16 protein-coding genes and 1 pseudogene are annotated in these 19,916 nt (G+C 66.4%); 6 read left to right on the plus strand and 11 right to left on the minus strand.

The window, feature by feature from the left end:
• Positions 1-89: 89 nt before the first annotated feature.
• From LRS08_RS13365 to LRS08_RS13385, 5 genes and pseudogenes are all read right to left on the minus strand, one after another.
• Positions 90-254 (minus strand): hypothetical protein, encoded by a 165-nt coding sequence (locus tag LRS08_RS13365; protein WP_257843232.1) that lies wholly within the window; start codon positions 252-254, stop codon positions 90-92.
• The gene (locus LRS08_RS13370) at positions 184-2,202 is read right to left on the minus strand and encodes a tetratricopeptide repeat protein (RefSeq protein ID WP_257843231.1); all 2,019 of its coding nucleotides are present in this window, start codon (positions 2,200-2,202) and stop codon (positions 184-186) included. The genes LRS08_RS13365 and LRS08_RS13370 overlap by 71 nt, the downstream gene beginning before the upstream one ends.
• A pseudogene (gene prsR / locus LRS08_RS13375) lies at positions 2,186-3,546 on the minus strand (PEP-CTERM-box response regulator transcription factor). The gene LRS08_RS13370 and the pseudogene prsR overlap by 17 nt, the downstream one beginning before the upstream one ends.
• The gene (gene prsK, locus LRS08_RS13380) at positions 3,543-5,579 is read right to left on the minus strand and encodes an XrtA/PEP-CTERM system histidine kinase PrsK (RefSeq protein ID WP_257843228.1); all 2,037 of its coding nucleotides are present in this window, start codon (positions 5,577-5,579) and stop codon (positions 3,543-3,545) included. Before prsK ends, prsR begins: the two are co-directional and overlap by 4 nt.
• A 4-nt stretch (positions 5,580-5,583) precedes the next feature.
• A complete protein-coding gene (locus LRS08_RS13385; protein WP_257843227.1) occupies positions 5,584-6,972 on the minus strand; it encodes a TIGR03013 family XrtA/PEP-CTERM system glycosyltransferase in 1,389 nt (462 codons plus the stop codon).
• A 170-nt stretch (positions 6,973-7,142) separates the two neighbouring features.
• On the opposite strand from LRS08_RS13385, the gene LRS08_RS13390 reads away from it, so the two are divergent.
• Positions 7,143-8,195, plus strand: coding sequence for a mannose-1-phosphate guanylyltransferase/mannose-6-phosphate isomerase (locus tag LRS08_RS13390; RefSeq protein ID WP_257843226.1), 1,053 nt, complete (start codon positions 7,143-7,145; stop codon positions 8,193-8,195).
• Between the two features lie 35 nt (positions 8,196-8,230).
• Here the strand turns inward: LRS08_RS13390 and LRS08_RS13395 are convergent, their stop codons facing one another.
• Genes LRS08_RS13395 through LRS08_RS13410 form a run of 4 tightly spaced genes read right to left on the minus strand, consistent with a single transcriptional unit; the run spans position 8,231 to position 12,999 of the window.
• Positions 8,231-9,835 (minus strand): DUF6311 domain-containing protein, encoded by a 1,605-nt coding sequence (locus LRS08_RS13395; protein WP_257843224.1) that lies wholly within the window; start codon positions 9,833-9,835, stop codon positions 8,231-8,233.
• 40 nt (positions 9,836-9,875) lie between these two features.
• On the minus strand, positions 9,876-10,937 hold the full coding sequence (locus LRS08_RS13400) for a GNAT family N-acetyltransferase (protein ID WP_257843223.1): 1,062 nt from the start codon (positions 10,935-10,937) through the stop codon (positions 9,876-9,878).
• Positions 10,934-11,794, minus strand: a complete 861-nt coding sequence (locus LRS08_RS13405) for a cupin-like domain-containing protein (protein ID WP_257843222.1) — start codon at positions 11,792-11,794, stop codon at positions 10,934-10,936. Before LRS08_RS13405 ends, LRS08_RS13400 begins: the two co-directional genes overlap by 4 nt.
• The gene (locus LRS08_RS13410) at positions 11,791-12,999 is read right to left on the minus strand and encodes a GNAT family N-acetyltransferase (RefSeq protein WP_257843221.1); all 1,209 of its coding nucleotides are present in this window, start codon (positions 12,997-12,999) and stop codon (positions 11,791-11,793) included. Before LRS08_RS13410 ends, LRS08_RS13405 begins: the two co-directional genes overlap by 4 nt.
• Before the next feature lie 714 nt (positions 13,000-13,713).
• On the opposite strand from LRS08_RS13410, the gene LRS08_RS13415 reads away from it, so the two are divergent.
• Together LRS08_RS13415 and LRS08_RS13420 are read left to right on the plus strand one after the other, a co-directional pair.
• The gene (locus tag LRS08_RS13415) at positions 13,714-14,184 is read left to right on the plus strand and encodes a hypothetical protein (RefSeq protein ID WP_260480832.1); all 471 of its coding nucleotides are present in this window, start codon (positions 13,714-13,716) and stop codon (positions 14,182-14,184) included.
• 15 nt (positions 14,185-14,199) lie between these two features.
• Complete coding sequence (locus LRS08_RS13420; protein WP_257843219.1) at positions 14,200-14,562, plus strand: hypothetical protein; 363 nt, start codon at positions 14,200-14,202, stop codon at positions 14,560-14,562.
• A 192-nt stretch (positions 14,563-14,754) separates the two neighbouring features.
• Here LRS08_RS13420 and groL read toward each other — a convergent pair whose 3' ends face one another.
• Entirely contained in the window at positions 14,755-16,398 is a 1,644-nt protein-coding gene (gene groL / locus LRS08_RS13425) for a chaperonin GroEL (protein WP_257843217.1), read from the minus strand.
• A gap of 52 nt (positions 16,399-16,450) precedes the next feature.
• Positions 16,451-16,738: a co-chaperone GroES gene (groES, locus tag LRS08_RS13430; RefSeq protein WP_066660780.1), complete on the minus strand. Its 288-nt coding sequence runs from the start codon at positions 16,736-16,738 to the stop codon at positions 16,451-16,453.
• A 247-nt stretch (positions 16,739-16,985) separates the two neighbouring features.
• Here groES and sppA point away from each other — a divergent pair, with 247 nt between their 5' ends.
• The 3 genes from sppA to LRS08_RS13445 are packed head-to-tail and all read left to right on the plus strand — an operon-like array spanning position 16,986 to position 19,904.
• The gene (gene sppA, locus LRS08_RS13435; protein WP_257843216.1) at positions 16,986-18,887 is read left to right on the plus strand and encodes a signal peptide peptidase SppA; all 1,902 of its coding nucleotides are present in this window, start codon (positions 16,986-16,988) and stop codon (positions 18,885-18,887) included.
• A 13-nt stretch (positions 18,888-18,900) separates the two neighbouring features.
• A complete protein-coding gene (locus LRS08_RS13440) occupies positions 18,901-19,464 on the plus strand; it encodes a GNAT family N-acetyltransferase (protein WP_257843215.1) in 564 nt (187 codons plus the stop codon).
• Between the two features lie 53 nt (positions 19,465-19,517).
• Complete coding sequence (locus LRS08_RS13445) at positions 19,518-19,904, plus strand: hypothetical protein (RefSeq protein ID WP_257843214.1); 387 nt, start codon at positions 19,518-19,520, stop codon at positions 19,902-19,904.
• Positions 19,905-19,916 lie beyond the last annotated feature (12 nt).

Consider the following 19,916-nt stretch of genomic DNA (forward strand, 5'->3'; position numbering starts at 1 on the left):
CCCTGAGCCGGGACCGGACTTCCTTGCACGCTGTCCAAAGCAAGAAAGCCCTGTCCCGGCGCAGGGTCGGGACGACGAAGAGAGGCGGGTTATGCCAGCTTGGCCAGCAGGGCCTCCGCCGCGCCCTTGTCGGTGAAGCCAGGGATTGCCAGCACGGCGCGGGTTTCGGCGACGGCTTCGGCGCTACGGCCGGCGTCGGCATAAGCCTGTGCCAGCTGCCAGCGGAGCATCGGGTGACGCGGGGCGAGGGTCACGGCCTTGCGCAGCAGCTCGATGCCGCCCGCATGATCGCCACCCTGTGCCAGCGCCCAGCCCATCGCGCCGGCAACCGCCGGGTTGGTGGGGGCGATGATATACGCCGCCTCGGCATAGCGTGCGGCGCGGTCGGGCTCGCCGGCACCGGCATAGGCGAAGGCGAGTTCGGCGAGCAAAGCCGCGTCGCGATTGCCGATGCGCAGGCGGATCGCTTCGAGCAGAATCGATCGCCGCGTCGAAATCGCCGGCCGCAGCCTGCCAATGCGCGGACAGGCGCAGCGCGGACAGGTTGAACGGGTTTTGCGAGAGGAACAGCGCCAATGTGGTCGAGGCGGTCTGGCGCTGGCCCGAGCGGTCGAGCGCCTCGACCAGGCGCAGCATCGCGGGCTCGTCGAAGCGGATGCCGGCGGCGGTCTTGTACCACGCCACCGCGTCACCGGGACGCTTGAGCAGCATCAGCACGTCGCCGACCAGGCTGGCCGATGCCGGCGCGCCGGGGTTGCGGCGCGCCACGGCTTCGGCGCGGGTCAGGGCTTCGGACCCGCGACCGCCCTCGATCAGGCCGCGCAGCAGCGGGATCAGCGTCTTGGGATCGTCGCCGCCCGCCTTGCCCGCCGCAGCGGCAAGGATCGGGAGCGAATCGTCCGAGCTGAACCAGTCGGGATTGTCCCGGACGGGGAGCGCGGCGCGGTCGAAATAGCGTGCCGCCTCGGCCCGCTCGCCGATCCGCTCATAGCCGCGCGCGACGAGGGTGAGGGCGTAGGTGTCGGCGTCGCCGCGTGCGACGACCGGGCGCAGCACGTCGATGCCGTTCTTCGACGCGTCGGCGCGGAGCAGCGCGGCGGCGAGCAATTTGCGCGCATTGATGTTCATCGGCTGGAGGGTGATCAGCGTGCGCAATTTTTCGATCGCGCGGGCATAGGCACCTTCCTCGAGATCGAGCGCGCCGCCGAGCAACAGCCCGCCGGGAAGCTGGCCGACACCGCCGCCGGCGCGGGTCAGCAGCTGGCGGGCAAGGTCGAAGCGCTGCGCACGCGCGGCGAGCACGGCCTGAAGGTAGAGCGCCTGCGGGCTGCGCGGGCGAACCTCCATCGCGCGGCGGGTGAGGTCGAGCATTGCGCGGGTCTGGCCCGCATCGCCGAGCGTCGCGGCGTACTGGATCAGCGTCGCGTGGCGATAGGGGTCGCGCTGCAACGCCCGGTCGAACCAGGGAAGCGACGCGACCAATCCATATTGCGTGCGCACCAGCTCGCCGCGCAGCAGCAGCGCGTCGGTATTGCCCTTGTCGAGATCGACCGCCTTGGCGCTCGCCTCGATCGCGCCGACCACGTCGCCGGCGTTGAAGCGGAAGCGGCCGAGTTCGGTCCAGGCGTCGGCGCTTTGCGGGGCGAGGGTGACGGCTGCGAGCGCCGCCTCCTGCGCGGCTGCAAGGTTGCCGCCCGCGACATAGGCGCGGGTCTGGACGCGCAGGGCGTAGAGGCGGTCGGCATCCGGCGCCTTGCGGCTTTCGACCAGCGCGCGGCGCGGGTCGCCCTGCAACAGGATCGCGTGCGCCATCAGCGCATGGGTGCGCGCCGGGGCGATGCCGCTGTCGAGCGCGCGGCGGAGCGCGGCTTCGGCGGCGACGCCTTCGTCGAGCGCGAGATTGGCGCGGGCGAGCGCGAGATGCGCCTCGCCCCATGCCGGGTCGGCGCGGACCGCGCTGAACGCCTGGCTGCGCGCGGCGGAGGCGTTGCTGGCTTTCAGATAGGCTTCGCTGCGCGCCAGCGCCTCGCGCGCGGCGGCGGGATCGGGGCCGCCGGTGACGACCGACTTGAACGCGAAGAGCGCGACCGCGAACGCGCCGAGGCACAGGCCGAACACGACCAGACGGCGCAGCGTGACGCCGCGCCGCGCGCGCACTTCGCCCGAACGGCGGCGACGGCGGGGTTCAGGGCTGGAGGTCATAGGCCTTCATCAGGTCATAGAGGGTCGGACGGCTGATCCCGAGCAGGCGCGCAGTGCCGGAGATATTGCCCTCGGCCCGGGCAAGCGCATGCGCGATGGCGCGGCGGTCGGCGGCTTCGCGGATCGCTTTCAAGTTGATCGGTTCGGCCACCTCGGCGGGCGCGAGGTCGAGATCGGCGGCGGTGACGAGCTTGCCATCGGCCATGATCGTCGCGCGCTTTACTCGGTTTTCCAGCTCGCGGACATTGCCCGGCCAGTGCCACGCATCGATCGCGTCGAGCGCGTCGGGGGCGAAGCTCTTGGCGGGCAGTTTCATCGCGGTCGCATGTTTGTGAAGCAGGTGACGCGCGAGCAGCCCGGCATCGCCGGGGCGCTCGGCCAGACTGGGGATGCGCACGACGATCTCGGCGAGGCGGTAATAGAGGTCCTCGCGGAAGCTGTTCGCCGCGACCATACCGTCGATGTCCTGATGCGTCGCACAGACCACGCGCGTGTCGACGGGGATGGGCTTGCGTCCGCCGATCCGCTCGATCACGCGCTCCTGCAGGAAGCGCAGCAGTTTGACCTGGAGCGGGAGCGGCACGTCGCCGATCTCGTCGAGGAACAGGGTGCCGCCCTGCGCCTGTTCGATCTTGCCCTCGGTCGTCTTGACCGCGCCGGTAAACGCGCCCTTCTCATGGCCGAACAGCTCGCTTTCGAGCAGGGTTTCGGGGATCGCGGCGCAGTTGATCGCGACGAACGCACCCTTGCGCCCGCTTGCCTCGTGCAGTCCGCGCGCGAGCAGTTCCTTGCCGGTGCCGCTCGCGCCGAGCAGCATGACCGAAACGTCGGCGGGGGCGACGCGCTCGATCGTGCGGGTGACCTTGAGCATCTCGGGCGCGCCGGTGATGATCCCCCCAGCGCGTTGCCGCGTTCCTCGCGCGCGGCGAGGCGGCGGTTCTCGGCTTCGAGCGCATGGACGTGAAAGGCGCGCGCGACGATCAGGCCGAGCGCGTCGATGTCGATCGGCTTCTGGTAGAAGTCCCACGCCCCCATCGCGATGGCGCGCAGCATCGATTCATGCGCGCCATGGCCGGAGGCGACGATCACCTTGGTATCGGGCTTGAGCGCGAGGATGGCTTCGAGCACCGCGAACCCCTCGCTGGTGCCGTCGGGATCGGGGGGCAGACCGAGGTCGAGCGTGACCACCGCCGGTTCCTCGGCGCGGAGCAGCGCGATGGCGCTCTCGCGGTCGCTCGCGGGCAGGATCTGATAGCCCTCATAGGCCCAGCGCAGCTGGCGCTGAAGGCCGGGGTCGTCCTCCACCACGAGCAGTTTCGGCAGGGCGGCGGGCTTGTCGGTCATGCGGCGTTTCCAAGTGCGTTGGTGTCGGCGCGCGCGGCGCGCAGGGTGACGCGGAAGCGGCTGCCACGCCCCTCCGCGCTCGATACGTCGATCCGTCCGCCCATATCCTCGGCCAGCTTGCGCGCCTCGAACGCGCCGATGCCGAACCCGCCGGGCTTGGACGAGACGAAGGGACGGAACAGCTTTTCGCGGATGAAGGCGGGCGACATGCCGCAGCCGCGGTCGATCACGTCGATCGCGACGGCATCCCCCAGCTCGACGATGGCCAGAGTGACGCGCGCGTCCGGCTCGCTGGCGTCGATCGCGTTCTGGACAAGGTGGCCGATCAGGGTTTCGAGCCGCGTCGGATCGGCGATGGCGATCGGATCGCCCTTGCTGACCACTTCGATCGGATGAGTCGCTTCCCGGCTGCGCGCGATGCGGCGCAGGAGCGGGGTCAGCGGCATCGCGACGGGCGGATCGGTGCGCGCACGATGATGCTGCGACAGGCGCGCGAGCAGGTCGTTCATCCGCCCCGCCGAATCCTGAAGCGTCGCGACCATATCTGCGCGAAAATCGGGATTGTCGGCATGGCGTTCGGCGTTGCGCGCAACCAGCGTCAGCTGGCTCACCAGATTCTTGATGTCGTGCATGATGAACGCGAAGCGGCGGTTGAATTCGTCGAACCGTTCGGCTTCGGCGAGCGCCTCCTGCGCACGTTCCTCGGCGATATGGCTCGCGACCTGACGGCCGGCGGCCTTGAGCAGGTCGAAATCCTCCCAGTCGAGTGCGCGCGGTACCGGCGGGCGGGCGAGCACGATCGCGCCGGCAAGCCGTTGCTGATGCGGCAGCGGCACCACGACCCATGCCTGATCCCATGCACGGATCGACGGCGGCACCGCGTCCGCACCCGCGCCGGTGTCGAGTTCGACCACAAGCGAGGGATCGACGCGGTCGAGCTGCCAGCTCTCGCCATAGCCAGTCGGCAGATCGGCGCGCGCGACATTCCATCCCGCGCCGACCGTCAGGTTGTCGCCCTGCGGCAGCAGCAGCACTCCGGCCGGAGAGTCGGTGAGATCGGCGAGTGCCTTGACGATTCGTTCGTCGAGCGAGGCGGCACCCTCGGGCTCGCCCAGCGTTTCGGTGAAGCGCATCCATTCTGCGCGATAATCGTAGCGGTGGCGGAAGAAGTGCTTGGCGAGCTTGACCTTGATCCAGGCGCGCAGCCACGAGCTGGACACCAACGTCAGGATCGCGGCGGTCGATCCGAAGACGAAGGCGGTCTGGAGCAGACGCGCGTTGGGACCTCCGATCGCGGCCAGCGCACTGGTGGCTGCGGCTAGCAACGCGACATAGACCCCGATCGCGACCAGAGTGAGCGCCTGATAGACCATTGTCCGCGACATCTGCACCGGCCGTTCGCCGCGGTGCTGGAGGCCGGAAGCGATGGCCATCGCGATCAGCGCCATCGCAAAGCCGCGCACTGCGACCAGCTGGAGCGGCCAGCGTTCGACCAGCCATGCGACGGCGAGCAGATTGATGTCCACCAGCCACATCGCGCCGAGCGCGAGGATCACCGGTCGTACCGCATGGCTCTGGCGCGGGGCGAGTGCGCTGTGCAGCCCCTGAACCAGCAGCAGCGCGGCGACCGTCGCCAGCATCTTGAGCAGCAGCGCGGCGTCGAGCACGGGGCGCGGCAGGTTGCTGGCGGCGCTGGTCAGCACGTCGAGCGTTGCGGCCATGACGATCACCACCGCGACCACGCCGAAGACCGTGCCGATCGCGGCGGGCGGGCGGTCGATCGCGCCGCTGCGGTAGAGCGCGACCATGAAGCCGAACCAGGCGAGATTGCGCGCTGCTGCGGCGATCTGGGTCACGAGGTCGCCTTCGCCGATCCCCGCTACCGCCAGCGCCCAGAGCGCGGTTACCGCGAGAGCCGAGACCAGCGGCACGCGCGGCATCGCCGCCCCGTCGCTGCGCAACGCCCACAGGCCGATCGCGCCGAACAACAGGGCGGCGAGCGCGTGGCCCCACAGGATCAGCGTCGCGAGCATGAAGTTACCGCGCTCCGTCCGGGAACAGCACCACCCGGATCGTCTGGAGCAGGATCAGCAGGTCGAGGAAGGGCGAATAATTCTTTGCGTAGTAGAGGTCGTACTCCAGCTTCTGCCGGCTGTCCTCGATCGACGCACCATAGGGATAGTTGATCTGCGCCCAGCCGGTGATGCCCGGCTTTACCATGTGGCGCTCGGCATAATAGGGCAGCTGCTGCTCAAGATCCTCGACGAACTGGGGCCGTTCGGGGCGCGGGCCGACAAAGCTCATCTCGCCCTTCAGTACGCTCCAGCATTGCGGCAATTCGTCGATCCGCACCTTGCGAATGAAGCGACCGACCCGGGTGATGCGCGGATCGTCCTTTTCGGCCCAGATCGCCTTGCCCGCGATCTCGGCATCCTGTCGCATCGAGCGGAGCTTGATGATGTCGAAACCCTGACCGTACAGACCGACGCGGCGTTGGCGGTAGAAGGCGGGGCCCTTGCTTTCCAGCTTCACCGCGAGCGCGCCGAGCAGGATCAGCGGGAGCGACAGCGCGAGCAGGATCAGGCTGGCCGCAATATCGAACAGCCGCTTGAACATGCTCGACAGCATCCGCCCTGATGAGAATCCGTCGGAGAAGATCAGCCAGCTGGGGTTGACCGATTGCAGGTCGACGCGGCCCGTTTCGCGTTCGAGGAAGGTCGAGATTTCGTTGACGTGGACGCCGGTGGTCTTGATCCGCAGCAAATCCTTGAGCGGGAGCGCGTTGCGGCGTTCTTCGAGTGCCAGCACCACCTCGCTTGCGTTGAGCAGCACGACATGGTCGGCGAGATTATAGATTGCATCACGCGCGATCGCTTCCGGGATCACGCGGTTGGCCTCGCTCATCGACACATAGCCGACGACGACGAAGCCCGATCCGGGCTTTTTGGAGAGCTGCTTCAAGCGCTCCGCGCGCGCGCCTGCGCCCAGCACCACGACCCGGCGCTTGAACACCTGGCTGCCCAGAGTCTTGCCGAGCAGGATGCGCAGCGCGAACAAGGCCACGAACGACGCCAGCATCGCGTACAGCAGGTTCGAGCGCCAGAAGGTCAGCGAGGGGACGAGGAAGAAGATCACCGACAAGAAGATCGTGCCGAGCGATATCGCGACCAGCAGCCGTGCGGTCGCGACCCGGTTCGATTGGAGCGCGTCGGCCCCATATACCCCGACGGCGATCATCGCGAGCTCGAGGCTGGCGACGAAGCTGAGCATTTGCGGGATGCGGGTGACGATCGGATCGACGTCCATCCCGATCTGCTGCGCGCGATAGAGCCAGCCGAACTCCGCCGCTGCGAACAGCAGAATGAGGTCGAACAGCGCCAGCAAGAGCACCGCATTCGGGATATAATGTTTGAACAGGCGGATCATGGTGGCCCAACCCTAATGCGCGAGTGTAAACAAATCCGACACTAGACCCGCATGTCGGCGAAATTGACGAAGAAATGCTGAACGGCGGAAACTGCTGTTCACATAAGTGTTTGGTTGGGGCGGCGCGTGCCGCCTATGGGTCGATGGCGGCGGGTTCGGAAAGGCAGTCAATGAGCGAGATCGAAGCGATCGTTCCGGTGATCCTGTCGGGCGGATCGGGTACCCGGCTGTGGCCGATGTCGCGGCCCGAACGGCCCAAGCAGATGCTGGCGCTGACCGCCGATGAGACGATGCTCCAGCTCACCGCGCGGCGCGCGCCGACTGAGGCGGGGTTCGCAGCGCCGGTGGTGGTTGCCAACGCGCTGCATGCCGAGATGATCGAGCAGCAACTGGGCGGGATCGAAGCTATTCAGGCAATGATCCTGGAGCCGATGGGTCGCAATACCGCGCCCGCGATCGCGCTTGCTGCGCTGGCGGTCGGCGGGTCCTCGCCATTGCTGGTGATGCCGTCGGACCATGTCATTGCCGACATTCCGGCATTCCATGCGGCGATCGAGACCGCGCTTCCGGCTGTGCGCGACGGGTGGATGGCGACGTTCGGAATCAGCCCCGACCATCCCGAGACCGGCTATGGCTATATCCGAGGCGGCGAGGCCATCGGCGACGGGATCCATCGCGTGCAACGCTTTGTCGAGAAACCGGCGCTCGAAGCGGCGGAGGCGATGGTCGCGAGTGGCGACTATTTCTGGAATGGGGGTATCTTCCTGTTCCGCGCGGACGTGTTCCTCGATGCGCTGGCGCAGTTCGCGCCGGAGATGCTGGCAGCGTCGCAGGCGGCGATGGACCGCGCGGTGCGGGACGGGAACCGCATCCTTCCCGACGCAGTGGAATTCGCCAAATCGCCGTCGAATTCGGTCGACTATGCGGTGATGGAGAAGGCGTCCCGGGTCGCGGTCGTGCCGGTGCGGATGGGCTGGTCCGATGTCGGTAGCTGGGATGCGCTCCACGCAATCAGTGCCTGTGACGCCAGCAACAATGCGTGTCGCGGCGATGTGGTGGCGATCGACACCGCCAATTGTCTGGTCCGCGCCGGCGAGGGCAAGAAGGTGGCGCTGGTCGGTGTGTCGGACCTGATCGTGGTGGTCGATGGCGACGATGTGCTGATCCTGCCGCGCGGGCGCAGCCAAGAGGTGAAGCACGTGCTGGCGGCGATGAAGGACTGACCTTTGAGTCGGATTCAGCGCTGCTGAAACAAACTCTAGCGCTTTGGTTCGAACACGATCGTGACCCCGTCGAGCGGGCGTGCCTGGAGCATCAGCGGCGGTGGCACCCGCTCGCCGTCGATCAGGATGTAGAGGCGGCCGGGAACGACCTCTCCGGCACGGAAGCGGGCTGATTCTGCCTCTTGTCGTGCCGCGCTGGCGTGGGAGACGCGCGCGACATAGACGCTGCGTACCGGCACCCCGGCCTTTGCCGCGCGCCAGGCGATCTCCTGAAAATGGCCGAGTCCCTTGGTCACGTCGCCGGGGACGAAGGCGATGTCGTCGGCCTGGGCGATGATGCGGTCCCATTCGGGCGAAGCGGTGCGGATATAGAGTGGCGCGCGGCGCGCCTCTGCAGACTGCGCGCGGATCGCGACGGCCATCGGGGCGAGATCGGCGACCTGAATGACTGTAGCGGCGATCAGCGCGAGCCGCGCGGTACGCTCGGGCAGGCGATACAGGATCCGCAGCGCGACGAAGATCAGCACATAGGCGACCGGCCAGAACAGCCGCCCTGACGCGCGCACCGCGTCGAGCGCGTTGGCAATGTCGGCTTGCAGATGGAGTCTCGGAAGCGCGTATCCCGCGATATCGGGATAGGTGCTGATTGCCAGCAGGGTAAGCGCGACCAGCGCCGGGATCAGCCAGCGATAGCGCGTGAGGCTCTCTGTGGCATCTGGTCCGGGGCGGGGGAGGCGACGCGCGAGCAACGCAGCGGCGGGGAGGAGGATCAGGAGGCCGAGGCCGAGATACTGAAACCCCTCAAACGCGCGTCCGGGCCGCTGCTCGATCGCGGGGAGGAACGTCGAATAGGTCTCGACGGCCGGGTTCCACAATGCATCGAGCGGCATCGCGAAGGCACCGTAATTCCCCGAGGCCTGAAAGTCGCCGAACACGCCGAGGGTCCAGGCGATCGCGAGCACCATCGCGACCATGGCGGCCCCCTCGCCGATCAGCCGCGGCGCGGCGCTGCGATCCCTGCCCAGCCGCTCGAGCATCGCGCTTGCCCAGATCGCGGCGACCATGACTAGCAGATAGCTGTGAACGAAGGTGGTGAGTGCGATCAGCACCGCCCATCCGCGATTGGATGCCGAGCGCTGGGGATCGTCGAACCGCCAGAGCGCCCACAGGATCAGCCAATGCGCCATGAGGTTCACATGGATGACGCGATTGAACAAACTCGGGAGCGCCGCGAGCAACAGCACGCCGCACCACAGGGCGACCGGGCCGGGCGCATAGCGGCGGAGCAGCAACCACGCGAAGAAGACCTGGAGGAACATGCAGGCGAGCAGCCACCATCCGATCAGCTGCGCATCGGCGGGCAGCGCCCATTTCAGCAGAAACCCGATCGCCGAAAGCAACGGGTTGCTGTCGGTGAACAGCAACGGCGTCCCTTCCGGCGCGCCGAGCAGGGTGGTGCGCAGGAAGCCGGGCGCGGGATCGTGGAGCCAGGCATGGAGCCCCAGCGCATTCTCGCCATTGTCGGTGCCGCGCAGCAGCCAGCCGACATTGGCGATGTCGAGGATCTGCCAGTGGAAGAAGATCCCGAACAGCGCGATCGGCAGCAGGATCAGCGGAAGGCGATGGTCGGCGGCGCGCATATCGCGGCTTTAGGGTGCACCGTCCGGTCGCACCAGTATGTCAGCGACCGAAGCGACGCAGCAGCGTCTGGGCGCCCGTCAACGCTGCCGCCGACAGCCCGCTCAGGCTGCGCGGGTTGAACAGCCGCAGTCGGTATCGCGCACGGCGTTCATCCATCCATTCGGCCTTATAGCCCTCGTCGCCATTGCCATAGTCGATCAGGTCGGGGCGGTCGTGGTTCAGGACGTGGCGGAACATTGCATGGGACAGCAGGGTGCCGGGCGAATGGGCGCGTTCACTCTCCAGATGTGCAAGCTTGTGAATGGTCGCAACGCCATTTTCGACCGTCCAGAATTGGGCGGCGACCGGCTGGCCGTCGCGCAGCGCAATGCCGAGTCGCAACGTGCCCGCCGCGCCCTCCTGTTCGGCAAAGGCGCGGACAAAGGCGGGCGAGCCCTCGTTCGGTTTCCAGCTTCCGGCATAGACCGCCTCATAGGCCGCCCACGCCTCGGCATCGAAGCCGTCGAAGATCATCGTCTCGACGGGGCTGTTCCTGGCACGACGGCGGACGGTGTTGCGCAGCTTCGAGCCGCGACGTGCCCAATAGGCGTCGAAATCAAGCCCCCCGGTATGGGCGACCCAGTGTGCCGCCTCGACCCGGTCGATTGCGACCCAGCCGGCGCTGCGGAACGCGGCCTGCAACTGCGCCGCGACATCGGGTTCCAGCGGCCACAGCGTCAGCGCGCCGAAGCGCCTGGCGACTTCACCGACCAGCGCGGCGAGCAGCGTCGCGCGGACCCCCGCCGGACAGCCCGGGGTCGCGATGGGTGCGAAGGCGAGTGTGTACCAACTGGCAAAGCCGCGCGCCCGGCCCGTGCCGATATCCCGCAGCGGGAGCCACAGCGCATGCGGTCCCTGCCGCGCTGACGCGACGGCGAGCGGCGCGTCGGGCCAGAGGTGCCGGGCGGTCAGCGCCAGCCAGTCGATCCGATCATATTGGCCGCACTGAAACGGGCGGTCGAGCATTCCCGCCGCATCGATGCGCAGTGCGTCAAGCGAGTCGAGGATGCGTGCCTCAACCCGCGCCGATGCGGCCTCGATCAGCGGGAAATGCGCGGTCATTCGGCGTGGCCCGTCATGCGTCGCGCCTTCTGGATGCCGCGCCAGGCGACCGACTTGAGATGGTTCTGGCTCGGAAAACGTGCGGGCATTGCCGGGTCGAGCCCAGCCTTGCGCAGCAGGCGGTTTAGTGCATGCGCGTCCGCCTCGCGATAGCTCCATTCGGAGCGCCAGGTGACCGACAGCGAGATCGACATCGCGTCGCCATTCTGCACCCAGTGCGGTGCCTTGACCGGCACGTACAGCGCATCGCCCGGCGTCAGGCGCAGTGGCGTGCCCTTGGCGGCGAAGCTGTCGCGGAACGGCAGGTTGCGATGTCCGCCCTCATGGAACGCCTCCTGCAGCGCGCCGGGCACCAGTTCAGGATCTGCGGCCGGGAAGACGGTCATCACCTTCTCCCCGCGCAGCTGCATCAGGATGTTGTGCTCCGGGTCGATATGGAAGGGTGTGACCGCGCCGGGCGAGGAGACGAAGATGAACGCCTCGCGCTTGAGCATCGCGCCGGTGCTGCGCGCGACCAGCGGCTCGATTTCGTCTAGGACGGTGTCGAGCAGGTTGCGGTAGAGCGGGTCCTGATCGACGAATTTCAGCACCATCCATGAGCCATTTTCCTCGATCGAGCGGATCGACTCCTCGACCGACAGCCCGTTGGACTTGAGGTCGGACGGGTCGATCCCGACCGGAATGTTGGCGAGATTCTGTTCGACATCGACCGGGCGGATGCGCTGCGACAGCGCGACCAGCGCATCGAGTTCGAACAACTCGTGACCGCACAGCTGATGGCCGAACACGCCCGACCGCTCGGGATAGAGGGCGGAAAAGGCGGAGCGCGCTTCGGCGTCGAAGATCGGGGTCGTCATGTGTCGCTCTCCACGACGGGGGCAGGGTGCGGGGTGCGGAGTCGGCGCAGGCTCGCGGCGGCCTTCTCCAGCCCGCGCGCTGCGGTGAACATCGCGCGCCGGCGCGCGCCCGCGAGCGGCACCGAGACCCGGACGATCGCGCGGCGTTCGCCCCACAGGCTGTTGATCATCGGGTGGTTCTCGACCGCGCAGCTGTCGATCCAGCCAGTATCGCCGCGCGCCAGCAGCTGAAGATTCTCGATCTGGATCAGCACCCCGGGCGAGAAGCGTGACAGCCGTTCGTCGAACGCGGTCTTGAACGAGAAGGCACCGGGCGCGGCGAGCAGATTGACCAGCATCGCGACCGGCGCTCCATCGAGATCGATGCGCAGCATGTCGAGCTTGCCCGCCCGATGCGCGCCGCCGACGACCTCGTTGAAGAAGCTTGCGGTCTCCGGGGTGCATGCAAGCGCGGAGCCGGCCTCACCCTTCCATCCGGCGCGTTCGAGCGCGAGGAAGGCGTCGATCCATGGCTGCACCGGCGCATCGGGAGCGAGGCGACGAGTTTCGACCTTGCCCTGCTCCATCAGTCGGGTGCGCAACCGCGCCAGTTCCTTGCGCTTCTTTTTCCGCACCGTGGCCGCGTAATAGTCCTCGGGCGACAGCGTGCTCGACAGCATCGCGCGCTCGATCCGATGAACCGTGTCGCAGGGCCGACCCAGCTGTCGCGCGGCTTCGATCAGCCCGCGATGCGCGGGGCCGCCCTCGACCATTCCGCTGATATGGAGCAGCGCACCCGCATCGCGGTCGGCGTCGAGCGCGCCCAGAATTGCGGTCCACGCCTCGACTTCATCCCCGCGGCGGAGAAGCGGAGCGCCGAGAAAGCGGTGGTAGTGGGCCCAATTCTCGCTGTGGCGCATGGGGATGTGGCCATAGCGGCTCGCGGCGACGATGGGCATCAGCGCGATCAGCTGATCGCCGCGACGGACAAGGAACTGGCGGACACCGGCAGGCGAGAGGGTTCGGCTGGCCTCGGCAAACCAGCGCTCGGCGAACACATCGGCCTCGGCGGCGTCGGCGACGAGGGCATCCCAATCCGCAGCGAGCGTGGGGCCGGGTGTGCCGAGCGGCAGTATCTCGACCCGCGCCGTCGCGCGCCCGGCGCGGGGCGCAGTGCGCGCAGGCGCGCGAGCGCTTGCTGCGTCAATAGCGGTTACCGCGTTCATTGCCGTTCCTGCTGACCCTGGATCACGCGCATGGCCTAACGCCGAAGCGTTAAATTTCCCCAAGCTGCGGCATGTCTTTGAGCGACCGCGATTCCCCTGTGATGCGTCGCAGGCGGGGCGCGCAATCGGGAGAAATTACTTTCGTTTCCGACCCGGAAATCTGCCCGGATCGGACGGTCCTGCGGCTCCGTATTTTCCCAATGTCGACCGCCGCGACTCGCGGAGTTGCGATGATTCCTTCATTTGCCAGCCATCAAGATGAGAATCGCTCGCGTTGATGCGTCTCTTTGGTGCCCAAGAATTTTATAGATGTTTTTAAGGATAAATTTAGAATCGCAAAGCACAGGCTGTGTATATCTATGTATAGTCATTGCACTATAATACATAATTCCCGAGATGGCTAAAATATTTTCATAGAGAATATTATGGCGACTGCGCGTCGAATCGTCATTTTACGAGTTGTAGATTCTCTGATCGTAGAATCCCGATATCGCAAATTAACCATGAATCGAGGGAAAAGGTGCTTGTTGAGACCGTGAGTCGGGTACGGAGATGGTCATGCGTAATGTAGCGTTCGAAAGCGTTCAAATTGCCCCGCGCGGCGGAAGGATCGCCCCCTGGCCTGCAGCGTCCGGAAACGGCCGCAGCCTGTTCGCCCCGACCGATGGTCGCTTCGCCCCGGCCCCTCCGGCCCGCCCGTCGCGGCCCCGTCCGATGGGTGGTTTCGTTCCCTATGCCGGTCACTGCATTGTTCCGGTGAAGGCCAATGGCCTGGTGCGCCTTCCCTCGTTTGTCCGCCGCAACGTGACCAGTGACGGGCCGAGCATCTTTCTTGGCCTGCACGGGTCGCAGAACTGCCTGGTCGGATCGAGCGTCCAGTGGTGGCAGCAACTGACGATGAACTGCGACGACCAGCAGACTGAAAATGCGGAGAGCGCCGCGCGCCGCGCCGTTCCGCCGCCGCCCGCCCCGTCGCGCCGCCTGTTCGGGTTCTGCGAGGAATTCTGGCGGCCCAACGAATTCGTGAAACTGCCGAGCTGGGCACGCGCGGTCGCCGGCATCGCCAATGTCGCGCTGTTCGTCGGTACCGGAGAGACCTTCGAAATCTGGTCGATCGAGGATGCGATGAAGTCCGACGATCCGCACCTGGTCGCACTGGTCCACTCCGCAACCAAGCTTCAGTAAGCGAGGGTGGGGGCCATGGCGCGCTGTCACCTGACCGGCCATCAGCCGGGCGACGAGATCTGGAACGAGGGATATTTCTTCACCCGCTGCACCCGCTGCGGCCGCGACATGATGCGCGCCGACGGGCCGTGGCGGACGGTGCCGAGCAAATATCGCGTCGTGTGGCGCAGCGGATATCACCGCCACGCACTGCCCAGCGATTTCGGGCGACGGCTGCCGGTGGCGGCAAGCCTGCCCAAGGAGAAGCGGGCGAAGCTGCCGCGCTACAGCGTGGGCAGCATCATGGTCAGCGCGCCGCCGCCGAGCGATGAGGCTCCGGGCGAGCGTGAGACGATGGATCAGGCGATTGCGGCATTCCGATTGCTCGGGATGCGGTGAGTAACGGGTAGCGTTGCGTAACGAAAAGGGCCGGGGAGTCGCCTCCCCGGCCCTTTTTGTCCGGTGTGGTTGCCGGGCTTCTGGATCCCGCGCCGGCAAAGCCGGGGCGTCGGACGGGTTCGGCGAAGCCGACCCGCCGTCCGGATCGGAACGAGTCCTGAGCCAAGCGTGCTTGGCTCAGGCCGTTCTCGATCAGAAATCCATGCCGCCCATGCCGCCCATGCCGCCGCCGCCCATGGGCATGGCGGGCTTGTCTTCCGGCAGCTCGCTCACCGCCGCTTCGGTGGTGATGAGCAGGCCGGCGACCGAGGCCGCGTTCTGCAGCGCGGTGCGGACGACCTTGGTCGGGTCGATCACGCCGGCGGTGACCAGGTTCTCATACACGTCGGTCGCGGCGTTGAAGCCGAACGACGTATCCGACTGGTCGAGCAGCTTGCCCGACACGACCGCGCCGTCATGGCCGGCATTCGCCGCGATCTGGCGAACCAGCGAGGTCAGCGACTTGCGGACGATGTCGATGCCGCGGGTCTGGTCCTCGTTGACGCCGGTCAGACCGTCGAGCGCCTTGGTCGCGTACAGCAGCGCGGTGCCACCACCGGGGACGATGCCTTCTTCGACGGCTGCGCGGGTTGCGTGCAGCGCGTCGTCGACGCGGTCCTTGCGCTCCTTCACTTCGACTTCCGAAGCGCCGCCGACCTTGATGACGGCGACGCCGCCGGCCAGCTTCGCCAGACGCTCCTGGAGCTTCTCGCGGTCATAGTCCGAAGTCGTGACTTCGATCTGCTGACGGATCGCGTCGGTGCGGCCCTTGATCGCATCGGCTTCACCCGCACCGTCGACGATGGTGGTGTTGTCCTTGTCGATCGACACGCGCTTGGCGGTGCCGAGCATGCCCAGCGTGACCGACTCGAGCTTGATGCCCAGGTCTTCGCTGATCACTTCGCCCTTGGTCAGGATCGCGATGTCTTCCAGCATCGCCTTGCGACGATCGCCGAAGCCCGGAGCCTTGACCGCTGCGACCTTCAGGCCGCCGCGCAGCTTGTTGACGACCAGCGTGGCGAGCGCCTCACCCTCGATGTCCTCGGCGATGATCAGGAGCGGGCGACCCGACTGCACGACCGCCTCGAGGATCGGAAGCATCGACTGGAGGTTCGACAGCTTCTTCTCGTGGATCAGGATGTACGGGTCGTTGAGCTCGACCGCCATCTTCTCCGGGTTGGTGATGAAGTAGGGCGAGAGGTAGCCGCGGTCGAACTGCATGCCTTCGACGACGTCCAGCTCGAATTCGAGACCCTTGGCCTCTTCGACCGTGATCACGCCTTCCTTGCCGACCTTTTCCATGGCCTCGGCGATCTTCTCGCCGACTTCACGGTCGCCATTGGCCGAGATGATGCCGACCTGGGCGATCTCGCTCGAGCCGGAAACCGGCTTCGAACGCGACTGCAGGTCCGCGACAACCTTGGTCACGGCAAGGTCGATGCCGCGCTTCAGGTCCATCGGGTTCATGCCGGCCGCGACCGACTTCATGCCCTCACGCACGATCGCCTGGGCGAGCACGGTGGCGGTGGTGGTGCCGTCGCCGGCGACGTCGTTGGTCTTCGAGGCGACCTCGCGGACCATCTGCGCGCCCATATTCTCGAACTTGTCCTTGAGTTCGATTTCCTTGGCGACGCTGACGCCGTCCTTGGTGATGCGCGGGGCGCCGAAGCTCTTGTCGATCACGACGTTGCGGCCCTTCGGCCCCAGCGTGACCTTCACCGCGTCGGCGAGGATGTCGACGCCGCGCAGGATGCGCTCACGCGCGTCGCGGCTGAATTTTACGTCCTTGGCTGCCATGATGGAAACCCTTTCAAAATCTGGAAGATGACTAACGTGAACTGGCGAAGGTTCAGCCGACGATCCCGAGGATGTCGCTTTCCTTCATGATCAGCAGGTCTTCGCCATTGACCTTGACCTCGGTGCCCGACCATTTGCCGAACAGGATGCGGTCGCCGGCCTTGACGTCGAGCGGGGTGACTTCACCCTTTTCGTTCTTCGCACCCGAACCGGCGGCGACGACTTCGCCTTCCTGCGGCTTTTCCTGGGCGGTGTCGGGGATGATGATGCCACCGGCGGTCTTGGCTTCTGCCTCGACGCGGCGGACGAGCACGCGGTCGTGCAGCGGACGAAAGTTCATGGAGCTCTCCTGAACGTTGGTTGAAGTTGCTGGCACTCACCTGAAGCGAGTGCCAGCAGCGGCGATATGGGCGCAGCCATACCGGTCGTCAACGGGGTCGGTGCCCCATTAACTCAATTTGTCGGTGACCGGTGCTTTGCGAGATATTCGCCATCTGTATTGCGCTGTTAACACAGTGCCATTATTCCTTGCCCCATAGCTTTACCTGTGCGTCAATCGGTGCGGGGCATTTCGGAGATTTTCAGACGTGAAACTGGTACGCGGCGCATGGAAGCTGCTCGTCGGCATCAAGGACGCACTGGTCCTGTTGTTCATGCTGTTCTTCTTCGCGGCGCTGTTCATGCTGTTGTCCGCGCGGCCCAATCCGGGCGCGGTCAAGGACGGCGCGCTGCTGCTGGCGATCGACGGCACGATCGTCGAACAGCCGGCCGAGGCCGACCCGTTCGGCGGGATCGGCGGCGGCGAAGCTCCGCGCGAACATCGCATGCGCGACCTAGTCCGTGCGCTCGACGCGGCCAAGGACGATGCGCGGGTCAAGGTCGTGGTGCTCGACCTCGACCGGTTCGGCGGTGGCTATCCCGCCGCGATCGAGGAAGTGGGCGACGCGATCCGGCGGGTGCGCGATGCGAAGAAGCCGGTGCTGGCCTATGCCACCGCCTACAGCGACTCGAGCTATCTACTCGCCGCGAACGCCAGCGAGATCTGGGTCAATCCGCTGGGCGGCACGCTGTTCAGTGGGCCCGGCGGATCGCGCCTCTATTACAAGGGGCTGATCGACAAGCTGGGCGTCACCACGCACGTCTACAAGGTCGGCAAGTTCAAGTCGGCGGTCGAGCCCTATATCCTGACCCAGCAGTCGCCCGAGGCGCGCGAGGCCAATGAGGCGCTGTACGGCGCTATCTTTGGGCAGTGGCAGGAAGCGGTGAAGAAGGCGCGGCCCAAGGCGCGGATCGCGCCGCTGTTGACCGCGCCGGCCGAAGCGGTTGCGGCGGCGCAGGGCGATTTTGCCAAGATGAACCAGCAATTGGGTATGGTCGACAAGCTGGGTGACCGGCTGGCGTTCGGCAAGCGCGTTGCCGAGATTGCCGGCGTCGATGCAGGCAAGCCCGCAGGCAGCTACAAGACGATCAAGCTCGCCAACTGGCTGGAGACCAATCCCGCACCCAAGACCGGTGACGCGATCGGCGTCATCACCGTCGCCGGCGAGATTGTCGATGGCAAGGCGGGGCCGGGCATCGCGGCGGGCGACACCATCGCCAATTTGCTGTTGAAGGGACTGGCCGAGAAAAAGCTGAAGGCGCTGGTCGTGCGCGTCGATTCGCCGGGTGGGTCTGTGCTGGCCTCCGAACGGATTCGTCAGGCGATCCTTCAGGCCAAGGCACAGGGCCTGCCGATCGTGGTGTCGATGGGCAGCCTGGCGGCGAGTGGCGGTTACTGGGTCTCGACCCCGGCCGATGTCATCTTTGCCGAACCGAACACGATTACGGGTTCGATTGGCATTTTCGGCGTCCTGCCGACGTTCGAGAATACGCTGGCCAAGATCGGGGTGACGTCAGACGGGGTGAAGACCACCCCGCTGACCGGCCAGCCCGACTTCTACGCCGGCACCAACGCCGAGGTTGACCGCGTGCTGCAATCGGGGATCGAGGAGGGGTATCGCCGCTTCATCGGCCTCGTCGCCGGGTCGCGCAGAATGACCACCGCGCGGGTCGATGAGATCGGCCAGGGTCGCGTGTGGGACGGCGGCACCGCGCGCCAGCTTGGGCTGGTCGACCGGTTCGGAAATCTCGACGCGGCGATTGCCGAAGCGGCGAAGCGCGCCAAGCTCGATCCCGCCAAGACCCATGCGGTGTTCCTGGAAAAGAAACCCGACTGGTTCGGCCAGTTAGTCGCCGGCTTCTTGTCGGGCGGCGACAGCGACGAGGAGGACGAGGCGACGCCCGAGAGCGGCGGCGACCTCTATGCCCGGATCGCCGGGGATCGCCGCGCGGTGCTGGCCCAGGCGCTGGGCGACGCAAAAAGGCTGGCGGGCGCGTCGTCGATGCAGGCGCGGTGCCTTGAGTGCGGAGCCTATGGCCCCGCATCGAGCGGTACGGCACGGGCGGACCTGCGGCTGATTGACCTGGTGATCGCAAAGCTGGGCCTGTGAGAAAGCGAGTAACTTGATACAGATCCAGCTTCGCGCCGCAGAGCCGGGGGACGCCGCGGCGATCGCCGCAATCTATGCGCCCTATGTGTTGACCGGAACGGTGAGCTTCGAGTTCGACCCGCCTGATGCGCGCGCAATGCGCGGGCGGATGGAGGCGTCGGACGGGCTGTATCCGTGGATCGTCGCGACCAACAGCGAGGGGCGCGGGGTGCTGGGCTATGCTTATGCCACCAAATTCCGTGAGCGCGCCGCCTATCGCTATGTTGTCGAGACATCGGTCTATGTCGCGGGTGCGGTGCAGGGGCAGGGCGTGGGTAGACTGCTCTATGAGGCGCTGATCGACACGCTGCGCGCGCAAGGCTTTACCCAGGCGATCGGGGTGATCTCGCTGCCCAACGACAATTCGATCAAGACGCACGAGCAGGTCGGTTTTCGCCGTGCCGGCCAGCTGCGCGAGATCGGTTTCAAGCAGGGCCGCTGGATCGACATTGGCATCTGGCAATGCGCGTTGAACGACAGTGCGATGCCCCCGGTCGAGCCGAAGCCGTTCAGTGAAGTCGGGGTGGTACGGGGCTAATAATTTTCGCCGCAGTAAATGACTTGGCCGCCATCTTTTCCTAAAATGCCTTCATGCAGGGAGAGGATACCTACCGGCTGGAGGTCGATCGCGAGCGCAAGCTGGTCATCCTGACCGTCTTCTCGATGCTCGGCCCCGAAGATTCGTCCTGGGCCGGCGAGGAGCTTCGGGCCGGCATCCAGACTTTCGGGCCGGATATCGGCAAGCATGCGACGCTCTATGACATGAGCGCGGTGCCCGGCATGCCGACCGCGACGATCGACCGGACGCTGGCGACACTGGATCACCCGGCGGTACGCAAGATCTGGGCACGCAAGATCGCCTTCGTCGTGACCACCGCAACCGCGCGGATGCAGGTGACACGGCTGCAAAAGCTTCGCCCCGATATCGCGATGTTCGATACGCGCGAGTCAGCGGTCGCCTGGCTGGTCGCGCCCTGACCGCTCGACCCG

The organism is Sphingomonas sp. J315, from assembly GCF_024666595.1.
GTDB lineage: Bacteria > Pseudomonadota > Alphaproteobacteria > Sphingomonadales > Sphingomonadaceae > Sphingomonas.

What these genes read in the sequence shown, in the direction of transcription:
- LRS08_RS13370 (WP_257843231.1), bottom strand. Translation starts at nt 2,202, where the DNA reads ATGACCTCCAGCCCTGAACCCCGCCGTCGCCGCCGTTCGGGCGAAGTG.
- prsK (WP_257843228.1), bottom strand. Translation starts at nt 5,579, where the DNA reads ATGCTCGCGACGCTGATCCTGTGGGGCCACGCGCTCGCCGCCCTGTTG.
- LRS08_RS13385 (WP_257843227.1), bottom strand. Translation starts at nt 6,972, where the DNA reads ATGATCCGCCTGTTCAAACATTATATCCCGAATGCGGTGCTCTTGCTG.
- LRS08_RS13390 (WP_257843226.1), top strand. Translation starts at nt 7,143, where the DNA reads ATGAGCGAGATCGAAGCGATCGTTCCGGTGATCCTGTCGGGCGGATCG.
- LRS08_RS13395 (WP_257843224.1), bottom strand. Translation starts at nt 9,835, where the DNA reads ATGCGCGCCGCCGACCATCGCCTTCCGCTGATCCTGCTGCCGATCGCG.
- LRS08_RS13400 (WP_257843223.1), bottom strand. Translation starts at nt 10,937, where the DNA reads ATGACCGCGCATTTCCCGCTGATCGAGGCCGCATCGGCGCGGGTTGAG.
- LRS08_RS13405 (WP_257843222.1), bottom strand. Translation starts at nt 11,794, where the DNA reads ATGACGACCCCGATCTTCGACGCCGAAGCGCGCTCCGCCTTTTCCGCC.
- LRS08_RS13410 (WP_257843221.1), bottom strand. Translation starts at nt 12,999, where the DNA reads ATGAACGCGGTAACCGCTATTGACGCAGCAAGCGCTCGCGCGCCTGCG.
- LRS08_RS13415 (WP_260480832.1), top strand. Translation starts at nt 13,714, where the DNA reads ATGGGTGGTTTCGTTCCCTATGCCGGTCACTGCATTGTTCCGGTGAAG.
- LRS08_RS13420 (WP_257843219.1), top strand. Translation starts at nt 14,200, where the DNA reads ATGGCGCGCTGTCACCTGACCGGCCATCAGCCGGGCGACGAGATCTGG.
- groL (WP_257843217.1), bottom strand. Translation starts at nt 16,398, where the DNA reads ATGGCAGCCAAGGACGTAAAATTCAGCCGCGACGCGCGTGAGCGCATC.
- groES (WP_066660780.1), bottom strand. Translation starts at nt 16,738, where the DNA reads ATGAACTTTCGTCCGCTGCACGACCGCGTGCTCGTCCGCCGCGTCGAG.
- LRS08_RS13445 (WP_257843214.1), top strand. Translation starts at nt 19,518, where the DNA reads ATGCAGGGAGAGGATACCTACCGGCTGGAGGTCGATCGCGAGCGCAAG.